17 protein-coding genes and 1 tRNA gene are annotated in these 14,617 nt (G+C 40.2%); 14 read left to right on the top strand and 4 right to left on the bottom strand.

What is annotated here, in order from left to right:
- The 3 genes from FL972_RS03960 (at nt 1) to FL972_RS03950 (ending at nt 2,272) form a co-directional block, all read left to right on the top strand.
- Complete coding sequence (locus tag FL972_RS03960; RefSeq protein ID WP_144603797.1) at nt 1–441, top strand: GNAT family N-acetyltransferase; 441 nt, start codon at nt 1–3, stop codon at nt 439–441.
- Nucleotide 442: 1 nt separating this feature from the next.
- Nucleotides 443–1,513 (top strand): alanine racemase, encoded by a 1,071-nt coding sequence (locus FL972_RS03955; RefSeq protein ID WP_144603796.1) that lies wholly within the window; start codon nt 443–445, stop codon nt 1,511–1,513.
- Between the two features lie 180 nt (nt 1,514–1,693).
- Nucleotides 1,694–2,272 (top strand): porin family protein, encoded by a 579-nt coding sequence (locus FL972_RS03950; RefSeq protein WP_091648755.1) that lies wholly within the window; start codon nt 1,694–1,696, stop codon nt 2,270–2,272.
- Between the two features lie 156 nt (nt 2,273–2,428).
- Here FL972_RS03950 and FL972_RS03945 read toward each other — a convergent pair whose 3' ends face one another.
- The 3 genes from FL972_RS03945 to FL972_RS03935 all read right to left on the bottom strand — a co-directional run bounded on the left by FL972_RS03945 (nt 2,429) and on the right by FL972_RS03935 (nt 5,451).
- The gene (locus FL972_RS03945) at nt 2,429–3,517 is read right to left on the bottom strand and encodes an SO2930 family diheme c-type cytochrome (protein ID WP_144603795.1); all 1,089 of its coding nucleotides are present in this window, start codon (nt 3,515–3,517) and stop codon (nt 2,429–2,431) included.
- Between the two features lie 2 nt (nt 3,518–3,519).
- Nucleotides 3,520–4,815 carry a parallel beta-helix domain-containing protein gene (locus FL972_RS03940; protein ID WP_144603794.1) on the bottom strand — a complete coding sequence of 432 codons (1,296 nt, stop codon included), beginning with the start codon at nt 4,813–4,815 and terminating at the stop codon, nt 3,520–3,522.
- A gap of 72 nt (nt 4,816–4,887) precedes the next feature.
- Nucleotides 4,888–5,451 (bottom strand): Crp/Fnr family transcriptional regulator, encoded by a 564-nt coding sequence (locus FL972_RS03935; RefSeq protein WP_091648766.1) that lies wholly within the window; start codon nt 5,449–5,451, stop codon nt 4,888–4,890.
- A gap of 84 nt (nt 5,452–5,535) precedes the next feature.
- On the opposite strand from FL972_RS03935, the gene FL972_RS03930 reads away from it, so the two are divergent.
- Entirely contained in the window at nt 5,536–6,096 is a 561-nt protein-coding gene (locus FL972_RS03930) for a porin family protein (protein ID WP_144603793.1), read from the top strand.
- 16 nt (nt 6,097–6,112) lie between these two features.
- On the opposite strand, the gene ruvC is transcribed toward FL972_RS03930, so the two are convergent.
- Nucleotides 6,113–6,688 carry a crossover junction endodeoxyribonuclease RuvC gene (gene ruvC, locus FL972_RS03925; RefSeq protein ID WP_144603792.1) on the bottom strand — a complete coding sequence of 192 codons (576 nt, stop codon included), beginning with the start codon at nt 6,686–6,688 and terminating at the stop codon, nt 6,113–6,115.
- 21 nt (nt 6,689–6,709) lie between these two features.
- On the opposite strand from ruvC, the gene FL972_RS03920 reads away from it, so the two are divergent.
- The 10 genes from FL972_RS03920 to FL972_RS03875 all read left to right on the top strand — a co-directional run bounded on the left by FL972_RS03920 (nt 6,710) and on the right by FL972_RS03875 (nt 14,584).
- The gene (locus FL972_RS03920; RefSeq protein ID WP_144603791.1) at nt 6,710–7,831 is read left to right on the top strand and encodes a glycosyltransferase; all 1,122 of its coding nucleotides are present in this window, start codon (nt 6,710–6,712) and stop codon (nt 7,829–7,831) included.
- Nucleotides 7,832–7,837: 6 nt separating this feature from the next.
- Nucleotides 7,838–8,089, top strand: coding sequence for a hypothetical protein (locus FL972_RS03915; RefSeq protein WP_144603790.1), 252 nt, complete (start codon nt 7,838–7,840; stop codon nt 8,087–8,089).
- On the top strand, nt 8,079–9,302 hold the full coding sequence (locus FL972_RS03910; protein ID WP_250161279.1) for a PP2C family protein-serine/threonine phosphatase: 1,224 nt from the start codon (nt 8,079–8,081) through the stop codon (nt 9,300–9,302). Before FL972_RS03915 ends, FL972_RS03910 begins: the two co-directional genes overlap by 11 nt.
- The gene (locus FL972_RS03905; protein WP_144603789.1) at nt 9,302–9,925 is read left to right on the top strand and encodes a polysaccharide deacetylase family protein; all 624 of its coding nucleotides are present in this window, start codon (nt 9,302–9,304) and stop codon (nt 9,923–9,925) included. The genes FL972_RS03910 and FL972_RS03905 overlap by 1 nt, the downstream gene beginning before the upstream one ends.
- Nucleotides 9,926–11,029: a glycosyltransferase gene (locus tag FL972_RS03900; RefSeq protein WP_144603788.1), complete on the top strand. Its 1,104-nt coding sequence runs from the start codon at nt 9,926–9,928 to the stop codon at nt 11,027–11,029.
- Nucleotides 11,026–11,808, top strand: a complete 783-nt coding sequence (locus FL972_RS03895) for a TatD family hydrolase (RefSeq protein WP_144603920.1) — start codon at nt 11,026–11,028, stop codon at nt 11,806–11,808. Before FL972_RS03900 ends, FL972_RS03895 begins: the two co-directional genes overlap by 4 nt.
- Complete coding sequence (locus FL972_RS03890; RefSeq protein ID WP_144603787.1) at nt 11,798–12,865, top strand: asparaginase; 1,068 nt, start codon at nt 11,798–11,800, stop codon at nt 12,863–12,865. The genes FL972_RS03895 and FL972_RS03890 overlap by 11 nt, the downstream gene beginning before the upstream one ends.
- A gap of 95 nt (nt 12,866–12,960) precedes the next feature.
- Nucleotides 12,961–13,048 (top strand) — tRNA-Ser (locus FL972_RS03885).
- A gap of 211 nt (nt 13,049–13,259) precedes the next feature.
- Complete coding sequence (locus FL972_RS19515; RefSeq protein WP_144602284.1) at nt 13,260–13,619, top strand: ISAon1 family transposase N-terminal region protein; 360 nt, start codon at nt 13,260–13,262, stop codon at nt 13,617–13,619.
- A 29-nt stretch (nt 13,620–13,648) separates the two neighbouring features.
- The gene (locus tag FL972_RS03875) at nt 13,649–14,584 is read left to right on the top strand and encodes an ISAon1 family transposase (protein ID WP_144602282.1); all 936 of its coding nucleotides are present in this window, start codon (nt 13,649–13,651) and stop codon (nt 14,582–14,584) included.
- Nucleotides 14,585–14,617: the final 33 nt, after the last annotated feature.

Here is a 14,617-nt window from a genome sequence, read left to right as displayed (position 1 = left end):
ATGATAAAATTAGAAACTCTCTCCGCAATTGATAATGCAACTTTCCTTCAGAAAAATGAAATAGCAGATTTCCTGTTTGAGCATTTGGGGAAATATGGAGATCCTAAAGATGATATTATGAAGTGCTTGGATTATGCACTTGATCAGGGACTTCATGCAGGTGGCTTTGTAGTCATTGCTCGTGAAAATGGGAAAATTGTAGGAACTTTGGTGATGAATAAGACTGGTATGTCTGGTTATATTCCTGAAAATATTCTGGTTTATATCGCTGTAGATGCTTCCCAAAGAGGAAAAGGCATAGGCGGGAAAATCATGGATATGGCTATCAAAATGGCCAATGGTGCAATTGCTTTGCACGTAGAACCGGACAATCCGGCGAAAAAATTGTATGAAAGACTAGGATTTACAAACAAATACCTCGAAATGAGATTGAATAAGTAAGATGGCTTATCTCACATTAAATAAATCCAAACTCAAAGACAACTTTGAGTTCCTTAAAAAGAAATTTAACGAAAGCGGCGTTGCATGGGGAGTAGTCTCCAAGCTACTATGCGGTAATAGACTTTTTTTGCAGGAATTGATCAACCTTGGGGTTGATGAAGTTCATGACAGCCGAATCAGCAATCTTGCTATGGTCAAGAAGCTGAATCCAGAAGTTCAGACTGTTTATATCAAGCCTGTATCCAAAAGGAATGTGGGCAAAATGGTAGAATTTGCTGATGTCTCACTCAACAGTGAATTGGAGACTATTCATTGGATCAGTGAAGAAGCTGTACTCCAAAATAAAAAGCATAAGATCATTATCATGGTTGAAACCGGTGATCTGCGGGAAGGAGTGATGGGAGAACAGTTGGTTGATTTCTATTCGGAAGTTTTTAAGCTCCCAAATATTGAAATCATAGGTTTGGGCACGAATCTCAATTGCCTCAACGGAGTAATGCCTTCTACTGATAAATTGATACAGCTCTCGCTGTACAAGCAAATCATAGAACTGAAATTCAATAAAAAGATTCCTTGGGTTTCGGCAGGTACTTCTGTGACTATTCCTCTGATGCTGACTCATCAACTGCCAATGGGAATTAATCACTTTAGAGTAGGGGAGACCCTGTTTTTTGGAGTGGATCTGTTTGAAGAAAAAGTCATCGAAGGCATGCATGGAGACGTATTTGAACTGCATGCTGAAATCATCGAAATGCAGGAAAAACCATTGCTTCCAGTTGGAAATCTTGCAGCCAATCCTCAGGGAGAAGTGGCTGAAATTGATGAAAGCCTCTACGGACAGACCTCATATAGGGCAATTGTAGATGTAGGGCTTCTTGATGTTGACCCTAAGTATCTATTGCCAAAGGATTCCAGCATAGAAATATTAGGTGCTAGTTCAGATATGATTATCATCAATTTGGGAGAAAATCCGAATAAGTATCACGTAGGCGATGAATTGACTTTTGACCTCAAATATATGGGGGCATTGGGTATTTTGAATTCTAATTACGTGGATAAAACCGTCATATAAATAGAAAGCTGGTTAGGCTATTGGCATCAATTTTGGACTTTTGTTCGCTTACCAACTATTTTATTTATCATGAAATCGAGCATGTCGGAGCCTACACACACTGGAATGCTTATAACCTATGCGACCTGCCTGCCGCAGGCAGGGATTCCATATGGCCTTTAAAAGACAAATTATAATTATATGAAAAAATACCTATTGATTTTAGGGTTTGGCTTATTGATGATAAGCAATGTCCAAGCTCAGTCTGGCATCGGTTTTAGAGGAGGTGTTAACTTCTTCAACTTCGGAGGAAGTGATGTTTCAGAAAACGATTACACCAATAGAGCAGGATTCCATGCAGGGATTTATGCCAATTTCTTACCGGATAGCCCTGTAAGCTTGGAGCCAGGTGTATTTTACTCTGTGAAGGGTACGCAAAATAATGATGCATTGAACAGCAGAGCAATTTTGAATTATGTTGATGTGCCTGTGCTATTACGTTTAAAGGCTGGAGATAGCTTCAATATTTTTGCAGGCCCTCAAGTTTCATTTTTGTTGGATTCCAAATTTGAAGGGGATTTCGGGAGTTCTACGGTTTCCCTTCAGACCTCCAATGTCAGGGATTTAGATACTGGATTGGTTTTTGGAATTGGTTTCAATCCTGCCTCAGGTCTAAATCTGCAGGGTTCTTATGATTTCGGAATGACTCCGGTTTTTAAGGATAGTGATGCAGATGTTTACAATAGAGGATTTAAAATTTCTTTGGGAATATCTCTTTAAAAACGATAGAAGGCAAGAGGCTGTCTCAAAAGTGCAATTTGTCACATTGAGCGAAGTCGAAATGTGGGCAACAACGATAGAAATGGCCTTCGACTCCCTGCCTGCGTCAGGCAGGCGCTCAGGCTGACACTAGAGCTAATTCTGAGACAGCCTCTTTTATTTTAAAGACAAAATCCACTCCCTAATCAGCTTAATTCCTTCCTCGTGGACAGTAGTTCTGCCAATTTCAGGCATAGCAACTCCTACCTCAGTACTTTTCATCCTGTGTAAAAGGATAGATTCATCTGGTTTCCCTGGTAAAATATCATAAGTGAATTTTCCCGCTCCTTTTCCTGCAGCTACTGGAGTTTTATTCAGCCCCAATTTTAAAGGGTCTGTTTCTTCATAATCTAAAAATAACCCTGAAGTACTGGCAGGTCCTTCTGCATTGTGACAATGAGCGCAATTGATATCTAAATAGGCTCTTGCCCTCAGGTTAAGGGATTGATTTTTATCCTCGTAATTATTCAGACTAGGATGGCTTAAGGGACTTTCAAATCCGTTTAATTTTCCTTTTTCCTGCCAAACAAGCAATTGATTTTTGGATGTCTCACCTTCATTTCTTTCCCAATTAAGGTGTTTGATTTGTGCACCTATCGGGGCTAATTGTTCATTCTTATTATGACAGGATTTACACTGATTCTTATTGGGGATTAGATAGTCAATTACCTGTTCTTTCCCATTCAGATTTGTGAATTTTACCTTTGTTTGTCCGCCAACCACCTTGAGCTGAGCATCTGTTTGGGCTTCATTCCAAATATAAGGATAAGCTTCCCAGCCCGTACTTCCCAAGATCAAAAGTCTAGTCTCAATAATTCTTTTTTTGTCCTCTGGTTTCCTGAAATCTTCCGGATAATAGAAGTTTTTGATGAATATGGTTCCCTCTGGAAAATTGATTTCCCCATCAATGATTTCAGCGATACTATCCTTAGGAATGGATACAAAACGAGATTTGAATGCATAATCTGTAAATAGGGAAGATGCAGGAAAGTACTCTAGAAGCTCTGAGTTTTGGCGTAATTTGTTTAGCTCACCTTCAAAAAAGCTGTAAGTAGATAACCATTTGTAAGGGAAATTCCCATCCGCATTTTCTTCTTCAACGGGAAGTTCAGCTACTACCTGCTCCAGAGTCTCTTTTTTGCAGGAAAAGCTAGCGAATAGAAGAATTCCAAAGGCGATCCAAGAAGTGAACTTGTTCAAGATCATGTTTATAAGCTTTGAATTTTTGAAGTATCAGTTGCAATGGAAACAGTGCAATTAGTAAAAGGCTGGTAGTTTTTATTTGATTTAATTTCTTCTTTTCCTCCTGTCAGGTCAAAAAGTGTGAAGAAAAGTTCAGACATATTGGCTTCTTCAATACAAATCTTCATGGGGTTATTTTCGATCGTCTTAGAAAGATTCTGATCCCAAAAGCCATCATAGATAATATCCTGGGTTTTGGCTTTCCCATGGGCATTATACAAACTGACCAATTGACCTAATTCCCTTGTCAAATCAGGGAATCCCTTACTTCTGTCATATTCATTGTCATGAACGTAAATATTGCTGGTATACGGAGACCAGTTTGGGGCATCTGTAGGAAAACCGGTGATTTGATAACTGGCTATGGCTATTCCGGCGGTTTTGTTTCTAAGGATTTTATTACCAAAAACTTCCACATCCTTGGCGGCTAGCAACACAATGCCTGAACCAGGAGGGATCATGGTTACGGTATTTCCGTTTGGTCCTTCTCCTATAGGTGTAGCAAAGTTCTTATGATTATTCTCCAAAATTTGGTTGTTGTAAATTTTGGTTCCTTTTCCATCTGACTTAGGCAAACCTGGAAGATTGAAGACCAGAATGCCGCCGGAATTATTTCTGGCAACATTATTAAATACCTCAGCATTATCAGAATTTTCAATCTCGATTCCAGCGACATTTCCGAAGGCCAAGGAGTTTTTAACAATAATATTTTCTGACTGGCCTACATAAATCCCTGCATCCTTGGAATGAGATGCGACGCAATCATCAATGACTACATTTTTACACTGCACTGGGTAGATTGCATAAGTCCCATTTTTTGACTTATCCCCATTCGTCCATGTAACGTTGATTTTCCTAAATACTATGCCATCCGTGTGTTGTGCTTTAATCCCATCTCCGGGAGCATCTTCTATACTTAAATCTTCTATTTTGATATTATTCCCAACAATTTTCACTCCCTCCCCACCGGTTTTTAAGCCTCTAAAAGAAAGGACTGTTTTCATCATACCAGCTCCTTTGATGGTGACATTGGATTTATTGTCTAAGATTAGCTGGGTGTTTAATTCATAAAAACCTTCCGGGATTTCGATTACAGAACTATCCTCAGCCATGATAAAAGCTTCAATAATGCTTTCTACCTCTTCTATACTTTTTCTGGGTAGTTTGGATGAATCAAAAAGTTGCTCATGGTTGGATTCCGAGCATCCAATCAATAGTAGAATAAAAACTAGAAGGGCTGGGTAAAAGGTGATTTTTCTCATGTGCTGGTTAATTCTGGGGTATACCAAAATTAACCCATCCCTGACTATATGACCTTGATAAAAGTCAAAATTTCAAATTCTCGCCCGGATTCTACTTAAGGTCTCAATAGTCATATCCAAAAACGAAGCGATTTGTCCAACCGAAGCCTTTTGAATGATTTTGGGCTTTTTATCCATCAACTCCAGATATCGGTCTTTGGCTGATTTGAATTTGGAGAAGATTAATTGCTCCTCAAGCGCGATGTAATATTTCTCTAATATGATCCTGTAAGCCCTTTCCATTTCCGGAAATTCCACAAAGCATTGTTGTAAATTCTGATGTGAAATCCGGTACAGCAATGATTTTTCCAAAGTTTCAATGGTTTCGTAGCTGGGACTTCTCGTGATAAACGAGTGCATAGCAGTAACAAACTCTCCCTCCAAAGAGAAAGAAACCGTGATATCTCTGTTTTCACGGGTATAATAGCTTCTTGCAGAGCCTTCAGAAATATAATATAAATAGCCACTAACATGACCTTCTTGTTCCAGCTTAAAACCTTTTTCAGCTTTGATTTCTTCTAATTTTGAAATAAAACCTACTCTAGTCGCTTCACTGACAGTAGTAATATTTTCAAAGAGGCCCGTTGATTGTTTCATAGCACAAATTAAAAAAATCAACCGAAATACTTTTAAATAATGTGCTTCAGTTAGTTTTATGGAAATTTAAAACATAATGAACATATGAGAAAGGTTTTAACGCTATTCTTTGTGGTTGGATTGATTTCAGCCTCCCATGCTCAATTTGGATTGAGAGCTGGTTTTTCATCTTCCAATTTTTCAGATACTAATTATAAAGCAAATCCAGGATTCCATGGAGGGGTTTATTATACCTTGGGAACCGAGTCTTTAGCAATTGAGCCAGGAGTGCAATTTTCCCAAAGAGGCTTTGAAACTAATGCCATTCCCTCCGGAGCTGTTGTTACTGAAAGTTTGGATTATGTGGATTTCCCTCTACTGGTAAGACTTTACATATTCCCTGTTTTGAACGTCTTTGCGGGGCCACAGTACAGCAAATTAATCTCAAGAAAAAGAGAAGAGCCAGGAGATGTGCAAACTGATATGAATGTTCTGGAGCAAAATGACTTTGCGGGAGTTGTGGGAATCAGTGCATCTCCAGTGCCCAAGTTGAATTTACAAATCAGTTACGATATGGGATTTTCTAATTTGAATTATTATGGTAGAAATGTTAAAAATCAGGTTTTGAAACTTTCTGTTTCATTTGACCTTTACAGTACCTATTGATTAATTTTCCTGCTGTCTATTTTTTAATCCTGTCAGGATTTTCTTCAATAAAGGACTTCCAACCGGCACTTCTGCCTCTTGTCTGAACTCGTCCCTCATGAAAATGATGGCATAAAGCTACAGCCAAAGCATCTGTGGCATCCAACATTTTCGGTAATTCTTCCAATTTAAACAGCGTTTGCAACATAGCAGCAACCTGTTCTTTGGAGGCATTGCCATTTCCTGTAACCGATTGCTTGACTTTTTTCGGAGAATATTCTGTAATGGGAATTTCTCTAGCCAAAGCTGCCGCCATCGCCACTCCTTGCGCTCTGCCTAATTTGAGCATGGATTGAACGTTTGCTCCGTAAAAGGGGGCCTCTAGGGCGACAGTGTCGGGTAAAAACTCATCAATGATCCCTGTGATTCTTTCAAAAATCTTTTTAAGTTTCAACTCATGCGTTTCGTACTTTTTAAGATGGATCACGCCATACTGCAGGAGTTTATATTGCTTTCCTTCTGTGAGTATCAACCCATACCCCATGACATTGGTCCCAGGGTCAACCCCCAAAATGATTTTTTCCTTTGATTCTTTTTTGCTTGCTTTACTCACATCCGCAAGTTAGCCCAAAAGATGCTAAGTTTTTATCTGCTTTTTGCTTGTTTCTATTTCCTGACGCTGCTGGGATTAAAGTTCTATTGGGAGCGACAAGCTCAGAACTATGCCGGACTTCATACAAAAAGCTTTTTAGTAAGCCTCTTAATTCCCTTCCGAAATGAAGTAGAAAATCTGCCTTCTCTGATATCGCAACTCAAAAAATTAAGTTATCCTAATCTGGAAATTCTAATGATTAATGATCATAGTGAGGATAATTCCTTTGAAATTCTGCTTGAGGCTTTCAGAGAAGATCATCGAGTTCAAGTGATAACTTCAAAAGGAGAAGGTAAAAAAGCGGCACTAAGTACCGGAATTCACTCGGCCCAGGGTGAACTGATTCTTACTACAGATGCGGATTGCGCTTTCCCTGAAAATTGGGTGGAAATCATCATTGCCGCTTTTTCAAGTCCTCAAACCCAACTAGTAGCAGGACCCGTTCAGGTGCTTGGTGGAAATAGTTTTTTGAATGAATTTCAGAAGTTGGATTGGGCAAGTATCGCTTTGCTGACTCATTATTCTTTTGAGACTCAAAACCCCTTGATGTGCAGTGCTGCAAACTTAGCTTTTAGAAAATCCGCCTTTTTAGCAGTGGATGGGTATGTGGGGAATGAAAATTACCTTTCCGGCGATGATGAGTTTTTGTTGAAAAAGATACATGGTAAGTTTGGGCCAGACTCCTGTATCTATTTGAAAAATCCTGAAAGCTTGGTTTCGACTAAAGCTGAGAAAAGCTGGGAAAAATTACTTAATCAAAGAGCCAGATGGGCCTCTAAATGGGATAAACATCAGTCTTTTTCTCACAGTGTAGCCAGTTTAATTCCTTTTATTATTCAGTTGGTATGGCTAAGCTCTTTGATTTTATTTGGTGAGGGCTGGACAGGGATTTTGTTAGTTCTTGGAGTCTGGACTATCAAATTTTTCACGGAATGGATGACTTTGGGAAAAGTCCTGAGTAGTTTTAAACTCCCAATTTCGAAAAGAGGGATACTTTTCACCACTTTTGCACATCCTTTTTATGTCTTATTAGTTGGAATGAAAAGTTTAACGGGGAAGGGATACTGGAAAGGGAGAAAGATCATAAAGAAAAGTTTGGCTTGAATAATCATGAGCGAAGAGGAATTTGATTTGTTGGATGAGCTGTACTTTGTGCAGCCATTCAGTTATTTGCAGGAATCTACAGGTTGGGAGGATGAATTGATCCTGAAAACGCTTCAATCCTTGTATCAAAAGGGCTACATTAAGTGCTTATCTGCTCCGGATGAGGAACGATTTGATCAAGTAGATGTAGTGAAAGAAGGATCGGAATTGCTGTACTTGGCTACTAAAGAGGGCTTAATGGCTCATAATGCATTATAAATTGCTATCAGAAAATCATAAATATCAGCGTAAAGAACTGGAGCTTAAAGCGCTCTTAGAAATCACTCAAGCGATCAATGAAAATCAGTCTGAGGCGGTTTTAGGAGATATATTTAAGTTTACCTGCTTGGTTCACCTGAATATAAAATCTCTCCTTCTCTATGTTTCGAAGGAAGATGGTTTTGAAAAAAAGATCGCACATGGAGTAAAAGGTAAAGTGCCTACCTACATTCCGAGAGACCAGGTTAAAGATGAAAAAAAATCTGGTCAGCTGCGCTTAGAACTCAATGCTGAATTCTCTTTTGAAGAATTGGAAACCTACCTTCCGGTATATCATAAGGAAAAGATGCTGGCCATTCTTTTTCTGAGAAGAAAGGATAGGGAAGAGGAGCTGGATCTGAATTTTACCCAAGCACTGACCAATATTCTGGTGGTGGCTTTGGAAAATAAGCGTTTTGCAAGAAAACAATTGCAGCAGGAAGTTCTTAATCGGGAGATTTCCATTGCATCTAAGGTTCAGCAAATGCTCTTTCCTTCAAAATTGCCCGATGAGGAAAGGTTAAAGGCAAAAGTGACCTATTTTCCTCATAGCATGGTGGGAGGCGACTATTATGATTTCATTCAGCAGTCTGAGGATATTTCCTATTTCTGTATCGCGGATGTATCGGGGAAAGGAATTGCAGCCGCTTTATTGATGTCTAATTTCCAGGCTGCCTTGCGAACTCTTCTAAGAAGTGATGCCAATTTGCCAACGATTGTCAAGCAGTTGAATTATACCCTCTTTGACAATACCCATGGGGAGCGATTTATCACTTTCTTTTTGGGGAAATTCAACCGTAAAACCCGAAAGTTGGAATATGTCAATGCAGGACACAATCCTCCGATTTTATGTAGGGAGGATGAAAATGAAATCGAATTACTGGAGGCTGGCACTACTATCTTAGGGGCTTTTGAAGAGCTGCCATTTTTGGAAATCGGCAATAGAGACTTGTCGGCTGACTTTACACTGCACCTCTATACAGATGGTTTGACAGAAACCTTGGACGAAGAAGAAAGAGAGTTTGGAGAAGATAGATTGTCGGGTTTTGTGAAGGATCATTTGTGCATTGATCCTGAAGATTTTCATGAAAAGTTTCTAGACGTTTTGAAGGCTTTTACCGGAGAAGTTCCATTGAGGGATGATTTGACATTGTTCAGTTTGCGTTTCAAATAATGCCTTGGTTTCCCAAAACTCCCAAACTTGCACCATTACTTTTTCCTAAGAGGATTTGGAAGAAGGATACTTCCCAAATCTATTTGACTTTTGATGATGGGCCAGTCCCCGGGGTCACAGATTTTGTGTTGAATGAGCTGGCAAAAAGAGGTCAAAAAGCCACTTTTTTCGTGGTTGGAGATAATGTAAAAAAGCATACGGAGCTGGCAACTAATCTCATTCAGGAAGGACATGGGATAGGAAATCACACCTTTAATCATCTTTTTGGAATCAAATATACTTCTGAAACTTATCTGGAGAATGTACGGAAATGCGATGAAATCTTGGAGGATCGCCTAGGGGTCAAAGTTGGTTTATTTAGGCCTCCGTATGGTTGGATGACTAATTCCCAAGCCCGAAAAGTTTCCCAAACCCACCATATCGTCATGTGGGATGTGCTTTCGGCTGATTACGATCCTAAGTTGAGTGCATCTCAAATTTTATCTATATCTAAAAAGCATACGGAACCGGGGTCTATCGTATTATTTCACGATCAAGAAAAAACTCAGCAAGTTTTGCCTGCTTTCCTTCCGGATTTTTTAGATTATGTGCTGGATCAAGGCTTGGAAACGGCCTCTCTCTAAATGCTCCTAGTTGCTGCCCTAATTTCCAGTTTTTTAATTCATCAGTTTATAGTGGTGATCATTCGGATCAATCACTATTGGAAATCCTTTGGAGACATTCACAGGATAAAGGAATTTCCAAAAGTTTCTATTCTTGTTGCGGCACGAAATGAGGAACAGCATTTACCCCAGTTATTAGCATCTTTTGATTTGTTGGATTATCCAGAAGACCGAGTTGAATTTTTATTTGCAGATGATCAGAGCATTGATCAGACGCCTCAGTTATTAGACTCTTGGTGTCAAAAAAAGAAAAATGCTTCCTTCTTCACCGTTCAAGAGGCAACATTTATTCAAACCAATCCAAAAGCTTTTGCACTTGGGCTTTTAGCCCAAAAAGCAGAAGGTGATTATTTTCTATTCACAGATGCTGACTGTAGGGTCAATCCCCAATGGATAAAGGGAATGATCTCTTCTTTTCAAGGAAAAACAGGAATTGCTCTAGGAATCACCCAAGTAGCTGGGGCTGGGATAGCTTCGTTTTTTCAGGAAATAGATTGGTGGAATACTCAGGGCTTTGTCAAAGTTGCCTCTGATATCAAATTATCCACCACTGGCCTGGGAAATAATATGGCTATCAAAGCTTCTGCCTACCAAGAAAGTGGAGGATTTTTGGAAATACCTTTCTCATTAACAGAAGATCTTGAAATCAGTAAGGCAGTCAGCAAGTTGGGCTATGAGGTGATTTCAGAGGTAAGTTCAAATACTTTGGCCTTTACCAAAGCGGAATCAAGTTTGGTGACGCTCTTAGCCCAAAGAAAGCGCTGGATGTCTGGAGTGATGACATTGCCGTGGTTTTGGAAAGTGATTTTGGGCTTACAGTTTTTTTATTTTCCTGCCATCATCTTTTTATACACCTCCATAGGCTGGTGGATTTTGCTGGTTGCAGGCGCGAAATCCTTTTTCCAGGCCTTGTTTCACCATACTTTTGCAAAAAAAGCTGGACGTAAGCTTTCATTTTGGAAGCTATTAAGCTTTGATTTTTACTTTTTTCCTATCTCCCTCCTGACAATTCTTTATTACTTTTGGCCTTCTCCTATAAAATGGAAATCAAGAAAATACCGATGAACCTGATTGATACTCACGCCCATATTTATTCTAGCAAGTTTGATACTGACTTAGACGCTGTTATCGAAGAAATTCGAAATAATGGTGTGGAGAAAATCTATATGCCTAATGTGGATGTATCCACCATAGATAGAATGCTGGAATGCGAAAAGCGTTATCCCGGACTATGTATACCCATGATGGGTTTGCATCCCTGTGATGTCAAAGAAGATTTTTTGAGCCAATTGGAAGAGATGAAGAGATGGTTAGACAAAAGGCCATTTGCAGCGGTAGGAGAGATTGGATTGGATTTGTATTGGGACAAGACCTATTTCGAGCAGCAAAAAGAAGCGCTTAGAATTCAAATAGCCTGGGCTAAAGAAAAAGAGCTTCCTATTGTGTTGCATTGTAGAGAGTCAATGGATGAAACCATAGAGATTGTTCGGGAAGAACATGATGGGAAATTGAAAGGGATATTTCATTGCTTTACCGGGAACTTAGTACAGGCCAATCAGATTATCGAAATGGGTTTTTTGCTGGGAATAGGAGGAGTAAGTACCTATAAAAACGGAGGCTTGGATCAAGTTTTGCCTCATATCGCCATTGAAAATCTGGTTTTGGAAACGGATGCGCCCTACTTGGCTCCGGTTCCTTTTCGGGGAAAAAGAAATACACCCGCCTATTTGCCTTATATCGCAGAGCGAGTAGGGGATTTGTTGGAGCTTAGCAAGGAAGAAGTGGCATTAAAAACCAAACAGAATGCCCTTCGCTTATTTAAGGAATTTAGCTATGAATTATAAGATAGTTCGACTCAATACACGGATAAAGTCCAGTAGAACTTCTTCCGTATTGATTATCTACACCGGTGGTACCTTGGGAATGGCTTATGATGAAAGTGGTTCGCTGGTACCTTTTAATTTTGGTCAGATTCTGGAAAAAATCCCTATTCTTTCCAATATGGATATTGCCATTACGGTGATTTCCTTTCCGGAACCCATTGATTCCTCCAATGTATCTATGCAGCATTGGAAGGACATGGCCTACATTATTACAGAAAACTACGATAGCTATGATGGCTTTGTCGTATTGCATGGAACAGATACCATGGCCTATTCTGCTTCCATGCTCAGTTATATGCTTCATGGACTGAATAAGCCTGTGATTTTTACCGGGGCACAATTACCCATTTCAGCCATGCGATCTGATGCAAGGGAAAACTTGATGACCAGTTTGGAAATTGCAACGGCTAAGATCGATGATTATCCGATTGTCCCTGAGGTCTGTATTTTCTTTAACCACATGCTCCTTCGGGGCAATAGAGCTAAGAAGGTTCAGAGTGTGCACTTTGATGCCTTTGAGTCTGAAAATTATCCCAATTTAGCTGAGTCTGGAATTGTCATTGATTATAATACGGCAGCGATCAGGCCTTACGAGTCTCATCGAAAATTGGTGAATCTGAATGATTTGGATAACCGAGTGATGATCCTGAAGCTTTTCCCGGGAATCACAGAAAAAGTAATGGATGCATGCTTTGATATAGAAGGACTGAAAGGCGTTGTTTTGGAAACCTATGGTTCTGGAAACAGTCCGAGTGAGGCTTGGTTTATGAAATCTTTAGAGCGGGCCATCAAAAAAGGCTTGATCATTTTAAATGTTTCTCAATGCAACGGTGGTCGAGTAATTCAAGGGCGCTATGAGACATCCAAGGAATTATTGAATGTGGGTGTGGTTAGTGGTGCAGATATGACTACTGAGGCGGCGGTTACCAAATTGATGTTTTTATTGGGTCAGGAAAAATCCACTGAAGAAATCAGAAGGAAACTGACTATTCCTTTGGCAGGGGAAATGACAGGCTGATAAAAATGCTGCAATTTTCGAGGTAAATTTGGAATCGGGGGGAATAATTTTTTTCTTTGCACTCCGATTCAGAAAAGGATCGGGAGAATCAACCTAGAGAGGTGTCCGAGTGGTTGAAGGAGCACGCCTGGAAAGCGTGTATACCCCTAAAGGGTATCGAGGGTTCGAATCCCTTCCTCTCTGCAAGTCAACTTTAGCAATAAGGTTGACTTTTTTATTTTATGTAAAGTTCTAGGTTGTCGGCAAAGAAGAGATTAGAACCCTCGGGTTTGAAATCGACCGAAGGGAGATTCGCGAGAGGTTGAGAGGCATGGCTGAGCGTACGAGCAATCCCGGATCAGTCCTAAAACTTGGGGGATTTGAGTGAATCGAGTTTCTTTGTTAAAAAAAACAATTGGAAGAAAAGGATTACCTCAGTTTACTTTTGCCTCAGGGGCTTTTGGAATTTTTCAAGGTTACCTCGGCAGCCTTGAAGGACAATGCTTATCATATTTATTTGGAAGAGCTCAACATTCATCCTGAACATCTTCAGGGAGTAAAGCTGGTTTCCAAAGGTTTTTTTGAGGAAGTTACCGTGCAGGATTTCCCCCTGAGGGGTAAAGCTTGTTTCCTGAAAATAAAGCGGAGAAAGTGGTTGAATGAAGAGACGGGAAAGAATGTAAGCAGGGACTGGAATTTGGTAGCTAACGGCACGCGAATGACACAGGAATTCGCGCTTTTTTTAAAAAGGAACGACTGGACTCGTCCCCTGTAAGTTGTAAGAGTCTTGCCGAAAACTTCCATGTGAATGGAAAGGTCCTTGAACATCAGTATGTTTTTCATCTCAGTGACTTTCAGACTTGGTCTCAGAAATTCCATGCCAAGGATTGGATTCTCTTTCCGGAAAATCTGGGCACCCACCTCAGCATTGATGAAACATCCCTTTCTCAGGGAGAACTCTATACCGTACTGACCAATAAAGCCGCCAAAGGCAAAAAGGGAGCGTTGGTTGCTATGATTAAGGGAACTGACAGTGAGCGGGTAATTGATGTGCTGAGAAAATTACCTGAGGGCAAACGAAAGAAAGTCAAGGAAGTGACCCTGGACATGGCTGCCAGCATGGAACGAATTGTTCGCAGGAGTTTTCCTAAAGCACTGTTGGTTACCGACCGCTTCCATGTCCAGCAACTTGTTCATGAGGCCGTACAGGAAATGAGAATTGCCCACAGATGGGAGGCCATCGAGCAGGAAAACAAAGAAATGGAACTGAGCAAAGAGTGTGGCAAGCCGTTTATTCCTAACAAGCTCGAAAACGGAGACACTGAAAAACAGCTTTTGGCAAGGAGTAGATATTTGCTTTTCAAGGCAGAGGATTCCTGGACACCCTCACAGGCACACCGGGCAGAAATACTTTTCTATCGCTATCCTGATCTGGAAAAAGCTTATAAACTGTCCAGGTCTCTGGCCAGAATCTATCAGACCAGCAAAATCAAGGGAGTAGCCTTCACCAAACTAGCTCACTGGTACAACGAAGTGGAACAGGCAGGATTCAAATCCTTCAACACCGTATCCAGAACCATCCAAAATCACTACGAAACCATTCTCAACTTCTTTGAAAACAGAAGCACAAACGCATCGGCTGAATCATTCAATGCAAAAATCAAAGCGTTCAGAGCACAGTTCAGAGGTGTATCAAATGTCGAATTCTTCCTCTTCAGACTTTCCAATATCTATGGATAAAATTTTAGCCTCCCCAGATATTCAGACTGATCC

This window comes from Algoriphagus algorifonticola (genome assembly GCF_007655305.1).
Classification (GTDB): Bacteria; Bacteroidota; Bacteroidia; order Cytophagales; family Cyclobacteriaceae; genus Algoriphagus; species Algoriphagus algorifonticola.
This window is presented reverse-complemented; position numbering and strand designations above follow the sequence as displayed.

Excerpts from the sequence above, each read along its gene's own strand:
- FL972_RS03960 (WP_144603797.1), top strand. The coding sequence starts at position 1 with ATGATAAAATTAGAAACTCTCTCCGCAATTGATAATGCAACTTTCCTT.
- FL972_RS03955 (WP_144603796.1), top strand. The coding sequence starts at position 443 with ATGGCTTATCTCACATTAAATAAATCCAAACTCAAAGACAACTTTGAG.
- FL972_RS03950 (WP_091648755.1), top strand. The coding sequence starts at position 1,694 with ATGAAAAAATACCTATTGATTTTAGGGTTTGGCTTATTGATGATAAGC.
- FL972_RS03945 (WP_144603795.1), bottom strand. The coding sequence starts at position 3,517 with ATGATCTTGAACAAGTTCACTTCTTGGATCGCCTTTGGAATTCTTCTA.
- FL972_RS03940 (WP_144603794.1), bottom strand. The coding sequence starts at position 4,815 with ATGAGAAAAATCACCTTTTACCCAGCCCTTCTAGTTTTTATTCTACTA.
- FL972_RS03935 (WP_091648766.1), bottom strand. The coding sequence starts at position 5,451 with ATGAAACAATCAACGGGCCTCTTTGAAAATATTACTACTGTCAGTGAA.
- FL972_RS03930 (WP_144603793.1), top strand. The coding sequence starts at position 5,536 with ATGAGAAAGGTTTTAACGCTATTCTTTGTGGTTGGATTGATTTCAGCC.
- FL972_RS03920 (WP_144603791.1), top strand. The coding sequence starts at position 6,710 with ATGCTAAGTTTTTATCTGCTTTTTGCTTGTTTCTATTTCCTGACGCTG.
- FL972_RS03915 (WP_144603790.1), top strand. The coding sequence starts at position 7,838 with ATGAGCGAAGAGGAATTTGATTTGTTGGATGAGCTGTACTTTGTGCAG.
- FL972_RS03910 (WP_250161279.1), top strand. The coding sequence starts at position 8,079 with ATGCATTATAAATTGCTATCAGAAAATCATAAATATCAGCGTAAAGAA.
- FL972_RS03905 (WP_144603789.1), top strand. The coding sequence starts at position 9,302 with ATGCCTTGGTTTCCCAAAACTCCCAAACTTGCACCATTACTTTTTCCT.
- FL972_RS03900 (WP_144603788.1), top strand. The coding sequence starts at position 9,926 with ATGCTCCTAGTTGCTGCCCTAATTTCCAGTTTTTTAATTCATCAGTTT.
- FL972_RS03895 (WP_144603920.1), top strand. The coding sequence starts at position 11,026 with ATGAACCTGATTGATACTCACGCCCATATTTATTCTAGCAAGTTTGAT.
- FL972_RS03890 (WP_144603787.1), top strand. The coding sequence starts at position 11,798 with ATGAATTATAAGATAGTTCGACTCAATACACGGATAAAGTCCAGTAGA.